The organism is Pseudomonas sp. UME65 (genome assembly GCF_014170225.1).
In the GTDB taxonomy this organism is placed as follows: Bacteria; Pseudomonadota; Gammaproteobacteria; order Pseudomonadales; family Pseudomonadaceae; genus Aquipseudomonas; species Aquipseudomonas protegens.
In genome coordinates, this window is record NZ_LZZQ01000004.1 from 377970 (window position 1) to 397247 (window position 19278).

Sequence of the window (19278 nt, forward strand, 5' to 3'; positions counted from 1 at the left end):
AGGGCGCCCTGGTGGCGCCCTTTTTCGTGCCTGTCATTCCAGCAGCTTCTTGAATTCGCTCAGCGGCAACGGCCTGCTATGGAGGAAACCCTGGTACAGGTGGCACTCCAGGCCCTGGAGGAATTCGAGCTGCTGCGGGGTTTCCACGCCTTCGGCGATGACCTTGAGGTTCAGGCTGCGGGCCATGGCGACAATGGCCCGGATGATTTCCGCATCGTTGGGGTCGTGGGTCGCATCGCGGACGAAGGACTGGTCGATCTTCAAGGTGTCCACCGGCAAGCGCTTGAGGTAGGTCAGGGACGAGTAGCCGGTGCCGAAGTCGTCCATGGCAAAGCTCACTCCGAGTTTCTTCAGCCGGCGCATCTTGTTGATGGTGTCTTCCAGGTTCTGGATCACGATGCCTTCGGTGATCTCCAGCTTCAGCAGGCTCGAGGGCAGTGCGTAGGCGTGCAGGCTGTGTTCGACCCGCTCGACAAAGTCGGTCTGGCGGAACTGCCGCGGGCTGATGTTGACGCACAGGCTGAAGTGCTGGGGATCCACCAGTTTCTGATCGATCAACTGGCTGAAGGCCAGGCAGGCCTCGTCGAGAATCCAGGTGCCCACTTCGAGGATCAGGCCGCTGTCCTCCAGCACCTTGATGAACTCGGTCGGCGACTGTGCGCCCAACTCCGGGTGTTGCCAGCGCACCAAGGCTTCGGCGCCGACGATGCGGTTGTCGCGGGCGTCCACCTGGGGCTGGAAGTGCACGCTGAATTCGCCCCGGGACAGGGCCAGGCGCAGGTCGGTTTCCATGCGCAGGCGTTCGCTTGCGGCTTTTTGCATGGTGTTGTGGAACATCTGGGTGGTGTTGCGCCCTGAATCCTTGGCCCGATAAAGGGCGATGTCGGCGCGCTTGAGCAGGTCGGTGGGGGTCGAGCCGTGGTCGGGAATCAGTGCCACACCGATGCTCGGGGTGACCTGCAGGCGCTGGCCATCGAGGAACATCGGTTCGGACAGCAATTCGCGCAGGGTGTCGGCCAGCTGGCGGACCTGTTCGCTGACTTCGTTGCGCGTGCCCTCAAGGCCACTCAGCAGGACCACGAACTCATCGCCGCCCAGGCGTGCCACGGTGTCTTCCATGCGCACGCTGGCTTCGAGCCGGGCGGTGATGATTTTCAACACGGTGTCGCCCACCGGGTGGCCCAGGGAATCGTTGATGTGCTTGAAGTGATCGAGGTCGAGAAACAGTAGGGCGCCGCGCAGGTTATGACGCTTGAGCAGGGCAATCTGCTGGCTCAGGCGGTCCATCAGCAGGGCGCGGTTGGGCAGGTTGGTCAGGGGGTCGTGGTAAGCCAGGTGGCGGATCTGTGCCTGGGCGTTCTTCAGCAGGCTGACGTCCCGGGCGGTCATTAGCAGGCAGGGCGTTTCGTTGAGGGTGATGGGTTCCACCGAGACTTCCAGGGTGAGGATTTCCCCGCGCTTGTTGCGCCCGAGCATTTCCAGGTGGTGCACCCGGCCCTTGATCTGGAGCTCCGCCAGCAAGGTGGAGAGTTGCGCTTCTTCGGCCCAGATGCCGATCTGGTACATGGTGCGGCCGATCACCTCGTCGTTGCGGTGGCCGGTCAGGCGGCAGAAACCATCGTTGACTTCCAGGTAGCGGCCCGTATCGCGCTCGGTGATGCTGATGGCGTCAGGGCTGGAGTGAAAGGCCTTGGCGAACTTCTCTTCGCTGGCCTTGAGGGCCGCCTCCGAGCGCTGCTGCTGGGTGATGTCCCGCAGGTTGGTGACGATGCAGGGCTGCTTGTCCACGGTGATCAGGCGGCTGGAAATGATGCAGGTCAGCGGCTGGCCGTTCTTGTGGTGGACCACCACTGCCACATTATTCAGCGCCTGTTCACGAATCACCTGCTCGATGCGCCGCAGGCGCGGCGCGGCATCTTCCCAAAGGCCGATCTGTTCGGCGCTGCGGTTGAGCACTTCGTCCAGGGTCCAGCCGAAGGTCTGGGTGAAGCTGGAGTTGATCTCGATGAACTGACCGGTTTCCAGCAAGGTCACGCAGATTGGGTCGGGGCTGACCTGGAACAGGCTGGCGAATTTCTCTTCGGAGGTGATCAGGCGCTGTTCCCGTTCCACCTGCTCGGTGATGTCCAGCAGAGTGCCGGCCATGCGCAGCGGGCTGCCCTGTTCGTCGCGGTAGAGGCGAGCGCGGCTTTCCAGGTAGCGCGAGCTGCCGTCCTCCAGTTGCACCCGGTAGGTCAGTTGATAGTTGCCCGCCGGGCCTTCGCGCAGGCTGCGGTAGGCATCGCGCATGGAGTTGCGCTCTTCGGTGGGTACGCCTTCGAAGAAGGCGTCGAAGGATTCATGGAAAGGGATGGGTTCCAGGCCGTGCAATTGCGCGGCGCGGGCCGAGCCGTAGAGCATGCCGCTGGGAATGTGCCAGTCCCAGGTGCCCAGTTGCGCCGAATCCAGGGCCAGGTCCAGGCGTTCCTGGCTATCCTTGAGCGCCTGTTCGGATCGTTTGCGCTCGCTGGTGTCGAGAAAGGTGCTGAGCAGGTAGGCCTTGCCCTCCAGTTCAACCTTCTGGGCACTGAGGATGCCGTCATGGATCTGCCCGTTGCTGGCGCGAAATTGCACTTCGAGGCTGGCGGCCTGGCCCTTCTTCTGGACCGCCTTGATCAGTTGGGCGCGCTGTTCGGGGTTGACCCACAGGCCGATCTCCAGGGTGGTACGGCCGATCACGTGCTCGGCGGGCCAGCCGAACTGGCTTTCGAAGTACTGGTTGGCCTCGCTGATCAGGCCATCTTCCAGGCGGGTCAGCAGCACGGTGTTGGGGCACAGGTGAAACAGCGTGGCAAAGCGCTTTTCCGAACTGCTGAGGGCTTCTTCGCGTTGGCGCTGGTGGGTGATCTCGCGGATCACCCCGATCATTCGCGGCTTGCCGTGCTTGTCCGGTAACACGCTGCCGTTGATCTCCAGCCAGTGCAGGCTGCCGTCGGGCCAGCGGATGCGGTGGTGCATGGCGTGTTCCAGCGGCGCGCCGGCCAGCACTGAATGAAAGGCGCGAATCGTCCTGGCCCGGTCCTCGATGGGCAGCAGGTCGAGGTATTCGAGGTTTTCCGGCAAAGGCTGGCGCGGATCGAAGCCGAACAGCGCCTGGGTGCCACGGGACCAACTGATCTGCCCGCTTTCAATATCCCAATACCAGGCCCCCAGGCGCGCACCATTGAGGGCGGCGAGCAGCTGCGGTGCGTTTTCCCAGCTTTGCTCCGACTCCCGGGGGTCGACAGCATGGATACGCGGCAAGGGCGGAATACGGTCAGCGGGTTTGGGCATGGAGGTCAGGCCTTGAGCTGAGTCATTCGTCGGGTGCGGGATACTCATGGCGCTGCGGCGTGGCACGGGCGATACCCGGAGTGTTATGCCGGGTTCCCTGGCCAATCGACTTGTGCATCCAGTAAGGCCATGAAAGCCCGCGCAGCGTTCGAAAGTGTCCGTTCGGTATGCAGGATATAGCCTAGCTGGCGGTGCAGCTGTATGCCCGGTAAAGGAATGCGCGCCACCTGGTCGTCGAGCATGGTGCGTGGCAGCACGCTCCAGGCCAGGCCGATGGACACCATCATCTTTATAGTTTCCAGATAGTTAGTACTCATGGCGATGTTCGGCGTCAGGCCCTGGGCTTCAAACAGGCGTTGGACAATATGGTGGGTAAAGGTATTGCCGCCGGGGAAAACTGCGGGATGCAGGGCAATATCCGCCAGGCTCACCTGGCCGCTGCTGACCAGCGGGTGTTCCGGCGCGGCGACGAAGTCCAGCGGGTCGTCCCAGACCGCAGTGGCCTTGACCAGGGAGTGGGGCTCGGGGGCCAGGGTGATCACTGCCAGTTCGGCGCGGCCATGGAGGATTTCCTCGTAGGCCACTTCGGAGTCGAGGAACTGGATGTCCAGGGCCACTTGCGGGTAGCGCCGGGTGAAGGCCCGCAGCAATGGCGGCAGGCGGTGCAGGCCAATGTGATGGCTGGTGGCCAGGGTCAGGCGGCCACTGACTTCGCCGGTGAGGTTGGTCAGGGCGCGGCGGGTGTCATCCAGCACATTGATGATCTGGTAGGCCCGGGGTAGCAGGGCACGCCCGGCCTCGGTCAGGCCGATCTCCCGCCCCAGGCGGTCGAACAGCCGCACGTTGAGTTGCTGCTCCAGGCCGGCGATGCGTTTGCTGATGGCTGGCTGGGTCAGGTGCAGGCGTTCGCCGGCGCCGGAAAAGCTGCCGGTCTCGGCGATGGCTATAAAGGCGTTGAGGTTGGCCAGGTCCATAGTTGCATTCCAGTTGGTTATCCAAAGCATGAAAAATATGAATTTGAGTTATTTAATCTAACGCCATAGGATCGGCCTCACAAGCCAAAGGGTTATTGATCGGCGCACGATCGGGGCCCGGGGCATAGAAACAAGCTGATGAGGAATGGTCCGATGGCCGGCAAGACGCTCTACGACAAGCTCTGGGATTCGCATTTGGTCAAGCAGCGCGACGATGGTTCGGCGCTGATCTATATCGATCGTCACATCATCCACGAAGTGACCTCGCCGCAAGCCTTCGAAGGCCTGCGTCTGGCCGGGCGCAAGCCATGGCGCATCGATGCCAACATCGCCACCCCGGACCACAACGTACCGACCACGCCGGAGCGCAAGGGCGGGATCGAAGCGATCGCCGACCAGGTTTCCCGCCTCCAGGTGCAGACCCTCGACGACAACTGCGATGAATACGGCATTGTCGAATTCAAGATGAACGACGTGCGCCAGGGCATCGTCCACGTGATCGGCCCGGAGCAGGGCGCCACCTTGCCGGGCATGACCGTGGTCTGTGGTGACTCCCACACCTCGACCCACGGTGCTTTCGGCGCCCTGGCCCATGGCATCGGCACCTCCGAGGTGGAGCACGTCCTTGCCACCCAGTGCCTGGTGGCCAAGAAAATGAAGAACATGCTGGTGCGCGTGGAAGGCACCTTGCCTTTCGGCGTGACCGCCAAGGACATCGTCCTGGCCGTGATCGGCAAGATCGGCACCGCCGGCGGTAACGGCCATGCCATCGAGTTCGCCGGTAGCGCGATTCGCGAGCTGTCCGTCGAAGGCCGCATGACCATCTGCAACATGTCCATCGAAGCCGGTGCCCGTGTCGGCCTGGTGGCGGCGGACGAAAAGACCGTGGCATACGTCAAGGGACGTCCGTTCGCCCCCAAGGGCGCCGAATGGGACTTGGCCGTCGAGGCCTGGAAGGACCTGGTGTCCGATGCCGACGCCAAGTTCGATACCGTGGTCGAGCTCGATGCCGCACAGATCAAGCCGCAGGTCAGCTGGGGCACGTCCCCGGAAATGGTCCTGGCGGTGGATCAGAACGTACCGGACCCGGCCAAGGAAATGGATCTGGTCAAGCGCGACTCCATCGTCCGCGCCTTGAAGTACATGGGCTTGAGCGCCAATCAGGCGATCACCGACATTCAGTTGGACCGCGTCTTCATCGGCTCCTGCACCAACTCGCGGATCGAAGACTTGCGCGCCGCCGCGGTCATCGCCAAGGGCCGCAAAGTGGCTTCCACCATCAAGCAGGCGATCGTGGTGCCGGGCTCGGGCCTGGTCAAGGCGCAGGCCGAATCTGAAGGCCTGGACAAGATCTTCCTCGAAGCCGGTTTCGAATGGCGTGAGCCGGGCTGCTCGATGTGCCTGGCGATGAACCCGGACCGCTTGGAGTCCGGCGAGCATTGCGCCTCGACCTCGAACCGCAACTTCGAAGGGCGCCAGGGTGCCGGTGGGCGTACCCACCTGGTCAGCCCGGCCATGGCCGCCGCCGCCGCTGTCAGCGGTCGTTTCGTCGACGTCCGTGAATTGATCTAAGGAGCGCAGCATGAAAGCTTTCACTCAGCACAATGGTTTGGTCGCGCCTCTGGATCGTGCCAACGTCGACACCGACCAGATCATCCCCAAGCAGTTTCTCAAGTCGATCAAGCGCACCGGCTTTGGCCCCAACCTGTTCGACGAATGGCGCTACCTGGACGTGGGCCAGCCCTACCAGGACAACTCCAAGCGCCCGTTGAACAAGGATTTCGTGCTCAACGCCGAGCGTTACCAGGGTGCCAGCGTGTTGCTGGCCCGGGAAAACTTCGGTTGCGGCTCCAGCCGCGAGCACGCGCCGTGGGCCCTGGAGGAGTACGGTTTTCGCAGCATCATCGCGCCCAGCTACGCCGACATCTTCTTCAACAACAGCTTCAAGAACGGCTTGCTGCCGATCATCCTGAGCGACGCTGAAGTCGACGAGCTGTTCCAGCAGGTCGAGGCTACTCCGGGCTACCAATTGCGCATCGACCTCCAAGCGCAGACCGTGACCCGCCCCGACGGCAAGGTGCTGAAGTTCGAGATCGATGCCTTCCGCAAGCATTGCCTGCTCAACGGTCTGGACGACATCGGCCTGACCCTGCAGGACGGCGACGCCATCGCCGCCTTCGAGGCCAAGCATCGCGCCAGCCAGCCCTGGCTGTTCCGCGACGCCTGATTGCCTGATCGACGGCAAGCCGGCCCCTACGGATGGCGTTGTAGGAGCTGGCTTGCCAGCGAACGCCGTTTCCCTTGCCCAAAAGGATCGCCCCATGACCAGCAACGCCCACAGCCAGGTAGTACAGAAGCAATTTGGCGAGCAGGCTTCGGCTTACCTGAGCAGCGCCGTGCACGCTCAGGGTGCCGAATTCGCCTTGCTGCAGGCCGAGGTGGCAGGCAAGGGCACAGCCCGGCTCCTGGACCTGGGCTGCGGTGCCGGCCACGTCAGTTTTCATGTCGCGCCGCAGGTCAGGGAAGTGGTGGCCTACGACCTCTCCCAGCAGATGCTGGATGTGGTGGCAGGGGCGGCGCAGGAGCGCGGGCTGGGTAACATCCGCACCGTACTGGGCGCCGCCGAGCGCCTGCCGTTCGCCGATGGCGAGTTCGACTTCGTCTTCAGCCGTTACTCGGCCCACCATTGGAGCGACCTGGGCCTGGCCCTGCGGGAAGTGCGCCGGGTCCTGAAGCCGGGCGGCGTGGCGGCGTTCATCGATGTCTTGTCGCCGGGCAGTCCGCTGCTGGACACTTACCTGCAAAGCGTCGAAGTGCTGCGCGATACCAGCCATGTGCGCGATTATTCGGCGGGTGAATGGCTGCGCCAGGTCAGCGAGGCCGGCCTGCACGCCCGCAGTACCAGCCGCCAGCGCCTGCGCCTGGAGTACAGCTCCTGGGTCGAGCGCATGCGCACTCCCGAGCCGTTGCGGGTGGCGATCCGCCAGTTGCAGCAGGCAATGGGTAACGAAGTGCGTGAATATTTTGAGATTGCCGCCGATGGTTCGTTCAGTACAGATGTACTGGTGCTGTGGGCCGAGCGATAGACTTTTTCCGGGCACGCCTGCGGGCGTGCCGACAGAGCAAACGAGGAACGCATGAGCAAGCAGATTCTGATTCTCCCCGGTGACGGTATTGGCCCGGAAATCATGGCCGAGGCGGTCAAGGTCCTGGAATTGGCCAACGACAAGTACAGCCTGGGCTTCGAGCTGAGCCACGACGTGATCGGCGGTGCGGCCATCGACAAGCACGGTGTGCCCCTGGCCGATGAGACCCTGGATCGTGCCCGGGCCGCCGATGCGGTGCTGCTGGGCGCCGTGGGCGGCCCGAAGTGGGACAAGATCGAGCGTGACATCCGCCCTGAGCGCGGCCTGCTGAAGATTCGTGCGCAACTGGGCCTGTTCGGCAACCTGCGCCCGGCGATCCTCTACCCGCAACTGGCCGATGCTTCGAGCCTGAAACCGGAAATCGTCTCCGGCCTGGACATCCTCATCGTTCGGGAGCTGACCGGTGGCATCTACTTCGGCGCGCCACGGGGCACCCGCGAACTGGAAAACGGCGAACGCCAGTCCTACGACACCCTGCCGTACAGCGAGAGTGAAATCCGCCGTATTGCCCGGGTCGGCTTCGACATGGCCCGCGTGCGCGGCAAGAAGCTGTGCTCGGTGGACAAGGCCAACGTCCTGGCGTCCAGCCAACTGTGGCGTGAAGTGGTCGAGCAAGTGGCCAAGGACTACCCGGATGTCGAGTTGAGCCACATGTACGTGGACAACGCCGCCATGCAACTGGTGCGTGCGCCGAAGCAGTTCGATGTGATCGTCACCGACAACATGTTCGGCGATATTCTTTCCGACGAAGCCTCGATGCTTACCGGTTCCATCGGCATGCTGCCGTCGGCGTCCCTGGACGCCAACAACAAGGGCATGTACGAGCCATGCCACGGTTCGGCGCCGGACATCGCCGGGCAGGGCATTGCCAACCCGCTGGCGACCATCCTCTCGGTGTCGATGATGTTGCGCTACAGCTTTAATCTGACCGAGGCCGCGGACGCCATCGAGCAGGCCGTGAGCCGGGTCCTGGACCAGGGTTTGCGCACCGGCGACATCTGGTCGGCCGGTTGCACCAAAGTCGGTACGCAGGAAATGGGCGATGCAGTAGTCGCCGCGCTGCGGAATCTGTAATCTTTCGGGCCCACTGCACAGACAGTGGCCCACTTTTGTATAGGTGTAGTTGCGATGAAACGTGTAGGTCTGATCGGTTGGCGCGGTATGGTCGGTTCCGTGCTCATGCAGCGGATGCTGGAAGAGCAGGACTTCGATCTTATTGAACCGGTGTTTTTCACCACTTCCAATGTCGGTGGCCAGGGGCCGTCGGTGGGCAAGGATATTGCTCCGCTGAAGGACGCCTACAGCATTGAAGAGTTGAAAACCCTCGACGTGATTCTGACCTGCCAGGGTGGCGACTACACCAGCGAAGTCTTCCCCAAGCTGCGCGAAGCGGGCTGGCAGGGCTACTGGATCGATGCCGCATCCAGCCTGCGCATGGAAGATGACGCGGTGATCATCCTCGATCCGGTGAACCGCAAGGTCATCGACCAGCAGCTGGATGCGGGCACCAAGAACTACATCGGCGGCAACTGCACCGTCAGCCTGATGCTGATGGGCCTGGGCGGCCTGTTCGAAGCCGGCCTGGTGGAGTGGATGAGCGCCATGACCTATCAGGCCGCCTCCGGCGCCGGCGCGCAGAACATGCGCGAGCTGATCAAGCAGATGGGCGCCACCCACGCTGCCGTCGCTGATGAACTGGCCAACCCGGCCAGTGCCATCCTCGACATCGATCGCAAGGTGGCCGAGGCCATGCGCAGCGATGCCTACCCGACCGAGAACTTCGGCGTGCCGCTGGCCGGCAGCCTGATTCCATGGATCGACAAGGAACTGCCCAACGGCCAGAGCCGTGAAGAGTGGAAGGCCCAGGCCGAGACCAACAAGATCCTCGGTCGCTTCAAGAGCCCGATCCCGGTGGACGGCATCTGCGTGCGCATCGGCGCCATGCGCTGCCACAGCCAGGCGCTGACCATCAAGCTCAACAAGGATGTGCCGATCGCCGATATCGAAGGGCTGATCAGCCAGCACAACCCTTGGGTCAAGCTGGTGCCGAACCAGCGTGATATCAGCATGCAGGAGCTGAGCCCGACCAAGGTCACCGGCACCCTGAACATTCCGGTGGGCCGCCTGCGCAAGCTGAACATGGGCTCGCAGTTCCTGGGCGCCTTCACTGTCGGCGACCAGTTGCTGTGGGGGGCGGCCGAGCCGCTGCGCCGCATGCTGCGGATCCTGCTGGAGCGTTGATTCTCTGAGCGCTTGAAATAGCCCGCCCCTTGCACAAGGCGCGGGCTTTTTCATGCCCACCGCAGGAGTGGGCTTGCCCGCCAAGAGTGCTTCGTTCCAGCCACAGCTCCCCCCGCGAATTGCCTCGCCACCCCGTGCCGGGTAAAGTGCCGCTCCCCCCGTTTCGCCTGAGGTAGCACCATGACTCCTTCCCTTGATATTGCCGTGATCGGTGCCACCGGTACTGTCGGCGAAACCCTGGTGCAGATTCTGGAAGAACGTGACTTCCCCGTTGCCAACCTGCACCTGCTGGCCAGTAGCGAGTCGGCCGGTCATTCGGTGCCGTTCCGCGGCAAGAACGTGCGGGTGCGTGAAGTCGACGAGTTCGATTTCAGCAAGGTCCAGCTGGCGTTCTTCGCAGCCGGCCCGGCGGTAACCCTGAGTTTTGCCCCGCGTGCCACGGCGGCCAACTGCGCGGTGATCGATCTTTCCGGTGCCTTGCCTTCGACCCAGGCGCCCAATGTCGTTCCCGAAGCCAATGCCCAGTTGCTGGCCGGCTTGAAAAAACCATTGCAACTGAGCAGCCCGAGCGCTTCGGCTACCGCCCTGGCCGTGGCGCTGGCGCCGTTGCAAGGCTTGCTGGACATCCAGCGGGTCAACCTGACCGCCAGCCTGGCGATCTCCAGCCAGGGCCGTGAGGCCGTCAGCGAGCTGGCCCGGCAGACGGCCGAACTGTTGAATGTGCGCCCCATGGAGCCACGCTTTTTCGATCGGCAAGTGGCCTTCAACCTGCTGGCCCAGGTCGGCACTCCAGACGCCCAGGGCCATACCCTGTTGGAAAAGCGCCTGGTCCGGGAGTTGCGCGAGGTGCTGGGGCAGCCTTTATTAAAGATTTCTGTCACTTGCATTCAAGCGCCGGTATTTTTTGGCGATAGCTATAGCGTGACTCTGCAGTCAGGCAGCGCCGTTGACCTGGCGGCAGTCAATGCGGCGCTGGAAGCGGCCCCCGGCCTGGAGCTGGTGGAGGCGGGCGACTATCCGACTGCCGTGGGTGACGCCGTGGGCCAGGATGTTGTCTATGTGGGGCGGGTTCGTTCCGGGGTCGACGACCCGACGGAACTGAATCTGTGGCTGACCTCGGATAACGTACGCAAAGGTGCGGCCTTGAACGCTGTGCAGCTGGCTGAATTGTTGATAAAAGACCTGCTGTAAAAGATACTTGGCAACAATTTGCAGAATGAATCTAGCCGGGCGCTATGCTTGGCAAGTTGCTGGAGGTGAGTGGCCGTCAGGTGCTCCCGGGGCATGCAAGAAATAATCGCGCGTCGTGGTCGTTGATGGTCCCGCGCAATGCCTGTTGGCAGCCGCTACAAAACCTTCTCGCTGGCCGAGGAATGTTCAAACAAAGGATGAGGCTATGGTTCAAGTTCGCAAACTGGTGTTAGCAATAGCGGCCGCCTCGGCGCTGTCCTCCGGTATGGCGCAGGCGCTTGGGCTTGGGGAGCTGACCCTGAAGTCGAGTCTGAACCAGCCTCTGGTAGCAGAAATCGAATTGCTCGATGTCAAGGACCTCACTGCCGCCGAGGTAGTGCCCAGCCTTGCGCCGGCAGAAGAGTTCGCCAAGGCCGGCGTTGATCGCCAGGCCTTTCTCAACGACCTGCGTTTCACTCCGATTCTCAATCCCGGCGGCAAGAGTGTGCTGCGGGTGACCTCGAGCCAGCCGCTGTCGGAGCCGATGGTCAAGTTCCTGGTGCAGGTGATGTGGCCCAACGGCCGCCTGCTGCGCGACTACAGTGTGCTGCTGGACCCTTCAAAATTCTCCCCGCAGGCCGCCGCCGCTGCGCAGAGCGCGCCAGTAGGCGCCCCGGCGGTGAGTGCCCCGGTCACCCGCGCCAACAAGTCCGGCAAGCCGGAGCAGTACACCACCTCGGCCCGTGACACCTTGTGGGAAATCGCCGCCAAGAACCGCAACGGTGCCTCTATTCAGCAGACCATGCTGGCGATCCAGGCGCTGAACCCGGATGCCTTTATCGATGGCAACATCAATCGGCTGAAGACCGGCAAGGTGCTGCGCCTGCCCGATGTGGTGCAGAGCACCGCGCTGCCGCAGCCCAAGGCAATTGCTGAAGTGGCGGCGCAGAATGCTGCCTGGCGCCAGGGCCGCCGCGCCGGTGCCCGTGGCCAGCAGCAGGTGGACGCGACTCGTCGCGCCGGTGCCGACAAGGCGCCCAAGCAGGTCAACACCAAGGACAACCTGAGCCTGGTGTCCGCTGAAAACGGCAAGACCCGGGGCAAGGGCGCAGCCGGCGATGCCAAGGCGCTGAACAACAAGCTGGCGGTGACTCAGGAAAGCCTCGACGCAACCCGTCGTGACAACGCCGAGCTCAAGGAGCGCATGGCGGACCTGCAAAGCCAGCTGGACAAGCTGCAGCGCCTGATCGAATTGAAGAACAACCAGTTGGCCAAGATGCAGGCCGAGGGCGCAGGTACTGCGGTACCTAGTGCCCAGCCATCTCCGGCAATGCCAGCTGAGTTGGTGGCCAAGCCCGAAACGCCAGCCCCAGTGGTGGCGCCAGCGGCCCCGGCCAGCGAGCCGGCTGCCAAGCCTGCTGAGGATGCCGTTCCCGCCAAGAGCGACGAGGATAAATACTCCGATCTGCTGACCAACCCGATCCTGCTAGGGCTGGTGGGTGGTGGTGCGGTATTGGCCTTGTTGCTGCTGTTGCTGTTGCTGGCTCGTCGCCGCAAGGCTCAGCAGGAAGCGGAGAAGCACTTGCGCATGGCGCGGGCACTGTCGGAGGAAAGCGATTTCACCGAGGAAATGGACCTGCCGGAAAGCAGCTTCGAAGGCCTTGAGGTTCCAGCCCCAAGCGTTAATCTCGCTCCAGCTCCAGCTCCAGCTCCAGCGCCGGTGGTGGCGCCCGCTCCGGTAGCCCCGGTCGAGCGCGCCACCGATGTGCTGGGCCAGGCTCAGAATCACATCGATGCCGGCCGCCTGAACCAGGCCGCGGCGATTCTCGAAGAAGCGGTCAAGTTGGAGCCGCAACGCAGTGATCTGCGTCTGAAGCTGATGGAGGTCTACGCGCATCAGGGTGACCGCAGCGCCTTTGTCGCCCAGGAACGGCAGTTGGTGGCCAATGGCGATAACCACGCTCAGGTCGAGCAACTGAAAAGTCGCTTCCCGGCAATGGTCGCGGTAGCGGCGGCAGCTGGCCTGGCCACTGCGGCCGTGGCAGCCGAACTGGATGCCGAGTACGTCAAGGAGCTGCTGCAGGACGAACCGCCAGCGCCTGAGCCGGCTGCTCCGGTAGAAGGCCTGGATGCGGATTTTGACCTGAGCCTGGATGACCTGGAGGCGGCTTCACCGGCAGTGCTCACCCCTGAACCTGAAACCGAGCTGGAAGACTTCCCGCTGGATGACGACCTGAGCTTTGGCTCGGTGCTCGAGCAGCAGCTTGCTCCCGAGGAAAACCTGGACGACCTGGGTGATTTCGATCTGGACCTGGGGGCTGATCTACCGGCGGCGAAGCCGAGCGATGAAGATTTCCTGCTGAGCCTGGATGACGACCTCAAGGACCTGCCGGCAGGCGACGTGCCTACCGTCACCGACCCGGCCCTGGATGACCTGGACCTGTCGGCGGACTTCGATCTGTCCCTGGCCGATGAGCTGGATGCTGGCGCGGACTCCAAGGACGCCTTCACTTCCGAGCTGGATGATGTAAACGCCGAACTGGATCGTCTGAGCCAGAGCCTTGATCAGCCGGAGCCGGCGATCCCCAGCTTCACTGCCGAGGATGCCGCTGCAGCGCCTGATGAGGCGGACTTCGACTTCCTCTCCGGCAGCGACGAGGTGGCCACCAAGCTCGATCTGGCCCAGGCCTATATCGATATGGGGGATAACGACGGTGCGCGGGACATCCTCGGTGAGGTGCTGAGCGAAGGTAACGAAGGGCAGAAGAGCGAAGCCCAGGAGATGTTGGGGCGACTGGCCTGAAGCAACCTGATGCTTGAACAGAACGGCAGCCGATGAGGCTGCCGTTTTTGTTGGTGGCGCTGCGGTGGCGGTGAGGCTCAGGCCAGCAGGTCTTCGTAAAAGGCACCGAAGGGCCGGGTAGGGTGGGCGATCTGGATTTCCAGGATCCACAGACCCACTTGCGGGCAGGCGGCGAAATCTCCCAGGTCCCCGGCGCGGTAGATGGCGTGGGGAAAGTCGCTGACCCGATGGCCCTTGATATCCAGATTGAGTACCCAGCCCCTGGCTCGGGCCTGTTCCTGTGCATAGCGATAGAGTTCAGGGCCAGCCACCTGGTGGCTCTGCCAGTGGTCGTGGACCTGGTCGAACAGGCTTTTCGCCGCGGCGGCACAGGCATGCATTTCAGCGTCGTCGCCGACCACGAACGTCGCCCCGCAATCACCTTCATGGCGGTCCCAGACTACGCCCAGGTCGATGAAGAACAGATCGTTTTCCTGGAGTAGCGGATCGCCATCGGAGCGTTGCTTGAAGGTTTTCAGGGTATTGGCGCCAAAGCGGATCAGCAGCGGATGCCAGATTCGCTCCATACCCATCTCCCGCAGGACTTGCAGGCCCATTTCCCTGGCGGCGGATTCCTGCATGCCCGGCTTGACCTGCCGGGCGATCTGCCCGATGGCCTCCCAGGTCATGCGCTTGGCATGGAGCATGCCCTCCAGGCTGTAGGCCAGGCCTACGGCTTCTTTGCTGGTTGCGATCATTCATCGGTTCTCGATCAGGGGGGCTTTGTTGTTTTCGATATATAAAAAACTATATAGCGTTTGCCCGGGGGCGGATGCAATCGCCCTGTGGGCGGCTGTATGGCTGATCAATCTGCAAACAAAGCCCGACAGCCCGTGGCGTCTATTGTCTGCGGCCCTATAATGAGCGCCTTTGCGCATATCAGCAGGCTGTAAGTTCTTGGCAAATATAGATAACCCGGCCGCCGAAATGGCAGCCGAAGGCTTTTCCCGAATCGCCCTGGGTGTGGAATACAAGGGCTCGCGCTACCGCGGCTGGCAGCGTCAGGCCTCCGGTGTGCCCAGTGTCCAGGAAACCCTGGAGAAGGCCCTGTCCCGGGTCGCGGATTCTCCGGTGGTGGTGTCCTGTGCCGGACGCACCGATGCCGGGGTGCATGCCTGCGGACAGGTGGTGCATTTCGATACTCAGGCCGTGCGTTCGATGAAGGCCTGGGTGATGGGGGCCAATATCAATTTGCCCCACGACATCAGCGTCAGCTGGGCCAAGGAGATGCCCGCGCATTTTCACGCACGGTTCAAGGCGATCGCCCGGCGTTACCGTTATGTGATCTACAACGATCAGATCCGTCCAGCCCATCTCAACGAAGAAATCACCTGGAACCACCGGCCGCTGGATATCGAGCGCATGGCCCAGGCTGCCGCGTTCCTGGTGGGCACCCATGATTTCAGCGCGTTCCGGGCCGGGCAGTGCCAGGCCAAGTCGCCGATCAAGGAGATCCATCACCTTCGGGTCACCCGGCACGGCAAGATGATCGTCCTGGATATTCGTGCCAGCGCCTTCCTGCATCACATGGTGCGCAACATCGCCGGGGTGCTGATGACCATCGGTGCCGGCGAGCGGCCGGTGGAGTGGGCGCGAGAAGTGCTGGAAAGCCGGATCCGGCGTACCGGCGGCGTCACCGCCCATCCTTTTGGCCTGTACCTGGTGCAGGTCGAATACAAGGACGAGTTCCAGTTGCCCGAGCGATACATCGGGCCACATTTCCTCAGCGGATTCTCGGAACTTGACGGCTGACGCCCGGAAAAGCATTTGCTACCATCCGGGACTTTCCGGATTTGCCCCCGAGGTTCATGACATGCCAGCTGTTCGCAGCAAGATCTGCGGGATTACCCGCATAGAAGATGCGTTGGCAGCAGTGGCGGCGGGGGCCGATGCCATCGGCCTGGTGTTCTATGCCAAGAGCCCGCGGGCGGTGAATGTGCAGCAGGCGCGGGCAATCATCGCCGCCTTGCCGCCGTTCGTGACCAGCGTCGGCCTCTTCGTCAATGCCAGTCGTTGCGAGCTGGGGGAGATTCTCGACGCCGTACCGCTGGACTTGCTGCAGTTTCATGGCGATGAGTCGGCGGCTGATTGCGAGGGCTATCACCGGCCCTATATCAAGGCGTTGCGGGTCAAGGCCGGGGATGACATCGCGGCGGCCTGCCTGGCCTATCCGCGGGCCAGCGGGATTCTGCTGGATACCTATGTCGAAGGCGTGCCGGGTGGAACCGGCGAGGCGTTCGACTGGTCCCTGGTTCCTCAGGGGCTGAGCAAGCCGATCATTCTTGCCGGTGGCCTCACGCCAGATAACGTGGCGGCAGCCATCGCCCGGGTGCGCCCGTATGCGGTGGATGTCAGCGGCGGGGTGGAGCAGGGCAAGGGCATCAAGGACCCGGCAAAGATTCAGGCATTTATGCAGGCAGTGCGTCGCAGCAACGAGTCGATGTGACGGCTGGCAGTCTGCCGCCGTCCATAACACCACTGTACAAAACAGGCAGGCGTCGCCTTCAGGCGGGGTCGGAATCGAGTGGCAACCGCTCTGGAGTGGGTTGTCGGGATGGCTGAGGAAAGGTTCGTTGCAGGCAGGTCGAGCCCGGTGCTGACCGCGGCAGCGAACTGATCATCGCCGCACACATGAATTTAGCTCAAGGGCATACGCGGGGCTGCGAACCAGAGCGTTCGGGCCGCCGGTACTGGAGAAAGAAAGCATGAGCAACTGGTTAGTAGACAAACTGATCCCTTCGATCATGCGTTCCGAGGTGAAGAAAAGCTCGGTGCCTGAAGGTCTTTGGCACAAGTGCCCATCCTGCGAGGCGGTGCTCTATCGTCCGGAGCTGGAAAAGACCCTGGATGTTTGCCCCAAGTGCAACCACCACATGCGCATCGGTGCGCGTGCCCGTATCGATATCTTCCTCGACGCCGAAGGCCGTGCCGAACTGGGCGCTGACCTGGAGCCAGTGGACCGTCTGAAGTTCCGCGACGGCAAGAAGTACAAGGACCGCCTGACCGCTGCGCAGAAGCAGACCGGCGAGAAAGATGCGCTGATCTCCATGAGTGGCACCCTGCTGGGCATGCCGGTGGTGGTCTCGGCTTTCGAATTTTCCTTCATGGGGGGCTCCATGGGCGCCATCGTCGGCGAGCGTTTCGTGCGCGCCGCCAACTACGCCCTGGAAAACCGCTGCCCGATGATCTGCTTCTCCGCCTCCGGTGGTGCGCGGATGCAGGAAGCCCTGATCTCTCTGATGCAGATGGCCAAGACCTCCGCGGTACTGGCGCGCCTGCGTGAAGAAGGCATCCCGTTCATCTCCGTGTTGACCGACCCGGTCTACGGCGGCGTTTCCGCCAGCCTGGCGATGCTGGGCGACGTGATTGTCGCCGAGCCAAAAGCCCTGGTGGGCTTCGCCGGTCCTCGAGTGATCGAGCAGACCGTGCGGGAAAAACTGCCTGAAGGTTTCCAGCGCAGTGAGTTCCTGCTGGAGCATGGTGCGATCGACATGATCATCTCCCGTCAGGAACTGCGTCCGCGCCTGGGCAATCTGCTGGCCCAGCTGATGGGCCTGCCGACGCCGGAATTCGTCGCGGCGCCGGTCGAGCCGATCGTGGTGCCGCCGGCTCCAGCAAACCTATGACCCAACGTACCCTGGGCGAATGGCTCGCCTACCTCGAGCAGTTGCACCCCTCGGCCATCGACATGGGGCTGGCGCGCTCGCAGCAGGTAGCGTCCCAGATGGGACTGGGCAAGCCGGCGCCCCGGGTGGTCACTGTAACCGGTACCAATGGCAAGGGCTCTACCTGCGCTTTTGTCGCTTCCCTGCTGCGGGCCCAGGGCCTGCAGGTGGGGGTCTACAGTTCGCCGCACCTGCTGCGCTATAACGAGCGGGTGCAGATCAATGGCGTCGAGGCCACAGACGAGCAGTTGTGCGAAGCCTTTGCTGCGGTAGAGGCGGGGCGCGGCGAAGTCACCCTGACTTACTTCGAGATGGGCACTCTGGCAGCGTTCTGGCTGTTTCAGCAGGCGGCGCTGGATGCCGTGGTCCTGGAGGTGGGGTTGGGTGGCCGCCTGGATACGGTCAATCTGGTGGATGCCGACCTGGCGCTGGTGACCAGTATTGGTGTCGATCACATCGAATACCTGGGCGATTCCCGCGAATCCGTGGCCTTCGAGAAGGCCGGGATCTTTCGTCCTGGCGCTCCGGCGCTATGTGGCGACCTGGATCCGCCGCAACCCTTGCTGGACAAGGCGCGGGAGCTGGGCTGCCCGTTTTTCCTGCGGGGGCGGGACTTTGATCTTGGGGTCACTGACCAGCATTGGCAGTGGCGTGGCCTGGATGCCCAGGGCAAGCCGGTCGAGCTGCAAGACCTGCCATTGCTGGATCTGCCTATGGAAAATGCCGCTCTGGCGTTGCAGGCCTATCTGCTCACCGGTTTGCCATGGCAGCCGGAGCGGATCAGCGCGGCCTTGCGCCAGACCCGGGTTGCCGGGCGTCTGGATCGCCGGCAGGTCGACTGGCAGGGCAAGCGCCTGAACCTGCTGCTGGACGTCGGTCACAACCCCCATGCCGCCCAGTACCTGGCTGAGCGCCTGGCGCGCCGGCCTGTGCCGGGCAAGCGTCTGGCGGTGTTCGGGCTGCTGGCGGACAAGGATCTGGAGGGCGTGATTGGCTGCCTGAAAGGGGCGGTCCGGCACTGGGCGGTAGCGCCTCTGGATACGCCGCGGGCGCGCCCGGTGGAGGATTTGCAGCAGGCTCTGGAGAACCTTGGTGCTCCGGTAGCGTCCTATTCCAGTGTGGCTGCCGCGCTGGAAGCGCAATGCGCGCAAGCCACTGCAGATGACGAAATTCTGCTGTTCGGTTCTTTTTATTGTGTTGCCGAGGCGCTTGAGTGGCTCGCCCGGCGCTCCACGGAGGAAGCTGCACATGGCAATGCTGGATAACGTCTACAAGCAGCGAATGGTCGGAGCACTGGTGTTGGTGGCCTTGGCGGTGATCTTTCTGCCAATGCTGTTCTCGCGCGAGGATGAGCAGCGTCATGTGACGGTGGATGTGCCGTCGGCGCCGCAAGCCGCGGCCATGCCGCAGGTCCAGGTCGAGCCGGTAGTTGTGCCAGAGCCTCAGGTACTGCCCGAGGGCTCTGTGCCAGCCGACGAGCACGAGCCTGTGGTGCAGCAAGCGCCATCGACCCCGATCGCACCGGCCCCGGTGGTGGCTCCTGCTCCGACCGTGGCCAGCAAGCCTGCGCCTGTGGCCAAGCCTGCGCCGACACCGGCTCCGGTTCCGCCGCAGCCCGTGGCCAGTGCCAAGCCCGATACCAGCCAGAGCCGGGTCGATGCCAATGGCCTGTCCGTCAGTTGGTCGGTGCAACTGGCCAGTCTGTCGAGCCGTGAAAGCGCGGAAAACCTGCAGAAAACCCTGCGCAGCCAGGGTTATAACGCCTATATCCGTTCCGCCGAAGGCAAGAACCGGGTATTTGTCGGGCCGCTGATCGAGCGCGCCGAAGCTGATCGCCTGCGTGACCTGCTGGGGCGTCAGCATAATCTCAAGGGTTTCGTGGTGCGCTTCCAGCCAGAGCGTGGCTAAGGCTATCCGCTTGATTTTAA

15 protein-coding genes are annotated in these 19278 nt (G+C 63.0%); 12 read left to right on the top strand and 3 right to left on the bottom strand.

The window, feature by feature from the left end:
* Positions 1 to 33: 33 nt before the first annotated feature.
* Both A9971_RS02850 and A9971_RS02855 read right to left on the bottom strand, forming a co-directional pair.
* On the bottom strand, positions 34 to 3312 hold the full coding sequence (locus A9971_RS02850) for an EAL domain-containing protein (protein ID WP_011060373.1): 3279 nt from the start codon (positions 3310 to 3312) through the stop codon (positions 34 to 36).
* Positions 3313 to 3395: 83 nt separating this feature from the next.
* Positions 3396 to 4286, bottom strand: a complete 891-nt coding sequence (locus A9971_RS02855; protein WP_011060374.1) for a LysR family transcriptional regulator — start codon at positions 4284 to 4286, stop codon at positions 3396 to 3398.
* A 153-nt stretch (positions 4287 to 4439) separates the two neighbouring features.
* Here A9971_RS02855 and leuC point away from each other — a divergent pair, with 153 nt between their 5' ends.
* The 7 genes from leuC to A9971_RS02890 all read left to right on the top strand — a co-directional run bounded on the left by leuC (position 4440) and on the right by A9971_RS02890 (position 13646).
* Positions 4440 to 5858: a 3-isopropylmalate dehydratase large subunit gene (leuC, locus tag A9971_RS02860; RefSeq protein WP_015634895.1), complete on the top strand. Its 1419-nt coding sequence runs from the start codon at positions 4440 to 4442 to the stop codon at positions 5856 to 5858.
* A 10-nt stretch (positions 5859 to 5868) separates the two neighbouring features.
* Positions 5869 to 6513, top strand: a complete 645-nt coding sequence (leuD, locus tag A9971_RS02865) for a 3-isopropylmalate dehydratase small subunit (RefSeq protein ID WP_011060376.1) — start codon at positions 5869 to 5871, stop codon at positions 6511 to 6513.
* Positions 6514 to 6607: 94 nt separating this feature from the next.
* Entirely contained in the window at positions 6608 to 7372 is a 765-nt protein-coding gene (locus A9971_RS02870; protein WP_169893353.1) for a class I SAM-dependent methyltransferase, read from the top strand.
* A 51-nt stretch (positions 7373 to 7423) separates the two neighbouring features.
* The gene (leuB, locus tag A9971_RS02875) at positions 7424 to 8506 is read left to right on the top strand and encodes a 3-isopropylmalate dehydrogenase (RefSeq protein ID WP_011060378.1); all 1083 of its coding nucleotides are present in this window, start codon (positions 7424 to 7426) and stop codon (positions 8504 to 8506) included.
* Between the two features lie 54 nt (positions 8507 to 8560).
* Positions 8561 to 9673: an aspartate-semialdehyde dehydrogenase gene (asd, locus tag A9971_RS02880; protein ID WP_015634899.1), complete on the top strand. Its 1113-nt coding sequence runs from the start codon at positions 8561 to 8563 to the stop codon at positions 9671 to 9673.
* A 180-nt stretch (positions 9674 to 9853) separates the two neighbouring features.
* Positions 9854 to 10864 carry an aspartate-semialdehyde dehydrogenase gene (locus tag A9971_RS02885; protein ID WP_183000824.1) on the top strand — a complete coding sequence of 337 codons (1011 nt, stop codon included), beginning with the start codon at positions 9854 to 9856 and terminating at the stop codon, positions 10862 to 10864.
* A gap of 205 nt (positions 10865 to 11069) precedes the next feature.
* A complete protein-coding gene (locus tag A9971_RS02890) occupies positions 11070 to 13646 on the top strand; it encodes a FimV family protein (protein WP_183000825.1) in 2577 nt (858 codons plus the stop codon).
* 77 nt (positions 13647 to 13723) lie between these two features.
* Here the strand turns inward: A9971_RS02890 and A9971_RS02895 are convergent, their stop codons facing one another.
* Positions 13724 to 14383: a M24 family metallopeptidase gene (locus A9971_RS02895; protein WP_183000826.1), complete on the bottom strand. Its 660-nt coding sequence runs from the start codon at positions 14381 to 14383 to the stop codon at positions 13724 to 13726.
* Between the two features lie 229 nt (positions 14384 to 14612).
* On the opposite strand from A9971_RS02895, the gene truA reads away from it, so the two are divergent.
* The 5 genes from truA to A9971_RS02920 all read left to right on the top strand — a co-directional run bounded on the left by truA (position 14613) and on the right by A9971_RS02920 (position 19258).
* Positions 14613 to 15437: a tRNA pseudouridine(38-40) synthase TruA gene (truA, locus tag A9971_RS02900; protein ID WP_011060382.1), complete on the top strand. Its 825-nt coding sequence runs from the start codon at positions 14613 to 14615 to the stop codon at positions 15435 to 15437.
* A 61-nt stretch (positions 15438 to 15498) separates the two neighbouring features.
* Positions 15499 to 16131, top strand: a complete 633-nt coding sequence (locus A9971_RS02905; protein ID WP_011060383.1) for a phosphoribosylanthranilate isomerase — start codon at positions 15499 to 15501, stop codon at positions 16129 to 16131.
* 259 nt (positions 16132 to 16390) lie between these two features.
* Positions 16391 to 17311, top strand: coding sequence for an acetyl-CoA carboxylase, carboxyltransferase subunit beta (gene accD / locus A9971_RS02910; RefSeq protein WP_019094939.1), 921 nt, complete (start codon positions 16391 to 16393; stop codon positions 17309 to 17311).
* Positions 17308 to 18615, top strand: a complete 1308-nt coding sequence (gene folC / locus A9971_RS02915) for a bifunctional tetrahydrofolate synthase/dihydrofolate synthase (RefSeq protein WP_015634905.1) — start codon at positions 17308 to 17310, stop codon at positions 18613 to 18615. Before accD ends, folC begins: the two co-directional genes overlap by 4 nt.
* Positions 18599 to 19258 carry an SPOR domain-containing protein gene (locus tag A9971_RS02920; RefSeq protein WP_015634906.1) on the top strand — a complete coding sequence of 220 codons (660 nt, stop codon included), beginning with the start codon at positions 18599 to 18601 and terminating at the stop codon, positions 19256 to 19258. Before folC ends, A9971_RS02920 begins: the two co-directional genes overlap by 17 nt.
* Positions 19259 to 19278 lie beyond the last annotated feature (20 nt).

Bases quoted from the DNA above. Each gene is read 5' to 3' on its own strand.
- A9971_RS02850 (WP_011060373.1), bottom strand. From the start codon at position 3,312: ATGCCCAAACCCGCTGACCGTATTCCGCCCTTGCCGCGTATCCATGCT.
- A9971_RS02855 (WP_011060374.1), bottom strand. From the start codon at position 4,286: ATGGACCTGGCCAACCTCAACGCCTTTATAGCCATCGCCGAGACCGGC.
- leuC (WP_015634895.1), top strand. From the start codon at position 4,440: ATGGCCGGCAAGACGCTCTACGACAAGCTCTGGGATTCGCATTTGGTC.
- leuD (WP_011060376.1), top strand. From the start codon at position 5,869: ATGAAAGCTTTCACTCAGCACAATGGTTTGGTCGCGCCTCTGGATCGT.
- A9971_RS02870 (WP_169893353.1), top strand. From the start codon at position 6,608: ATGACCAGCAACGCCCACAGCCAGGTAGTACAGAAGCAATTTGGCGAG.
- leuB (WP_011060378.1), top strand. From the start codon at position 7,424: ATGAGCAAGCAGATTCTGATTCTCCCCGGTGACGGTATTGGCCCGGAA.
- asd (WP_015634899.1), top strand. From the start codon at position 8,561: ATGAAACGTGTAGGTCTGATCGGTTGGCGCGGTATGGTCGGTTCCGTG.
- A9971_RS02885 (WP_183000824.1), top strand. From the start codon at position 9,854: ATGACTCCTTCCCTTGATATTGCCGTGATCGGTGCCACCGGTACTGTC.
- A9971_RS02890 (WP_183000825.1), top strand. From the start codon at position 11,070: ATGGTTCAAGTTCGCAAACTGGTGTTAGCAATAGCGGCCGCCTCGGCG.
- A9971_RS02895 (WP_183000826.1), bottom strand. From the start codon at position 14,383: ATGATCGCAACCAGCAAAGAAGCCGTAGGCCTGGCCTACAGCCTGGAG.
- truA (WP_011060382.1), top strand. From the start codon at position 14,613: ATGGCAGCCGAAGGCTTTTCCCGAATCGCCCTGGGTGTGGAATACAAG.
- A9971_RS02905 (WP_011060383.1), top strand. From the start codon at position 15,499: ATGCCAGCTGTTCGCAGCAAGATCTGCGGGATTACCCGCATAGAAGAT.
- accD (WP_019094939.1), top strand. From the start codon at position 16,391: ATGAGCAACTGGTTAGTAGACAAACTGATCCCTTCGATCATGCGTTCC.
- folC (WP_015634905.1), top strand. From the start codon at position 17,308: ATGACCCAACGTACCCTGGGCGAATGGCTCGCCTACCTCGAGCAGTTG.
- A9971_RS02920 (WP_015634906.1), top strand. From the start codon at position 18,599: ATGGCAATGCTGGATAACGTCTACAAGCAGCGAATGGTCGGAGCACTG.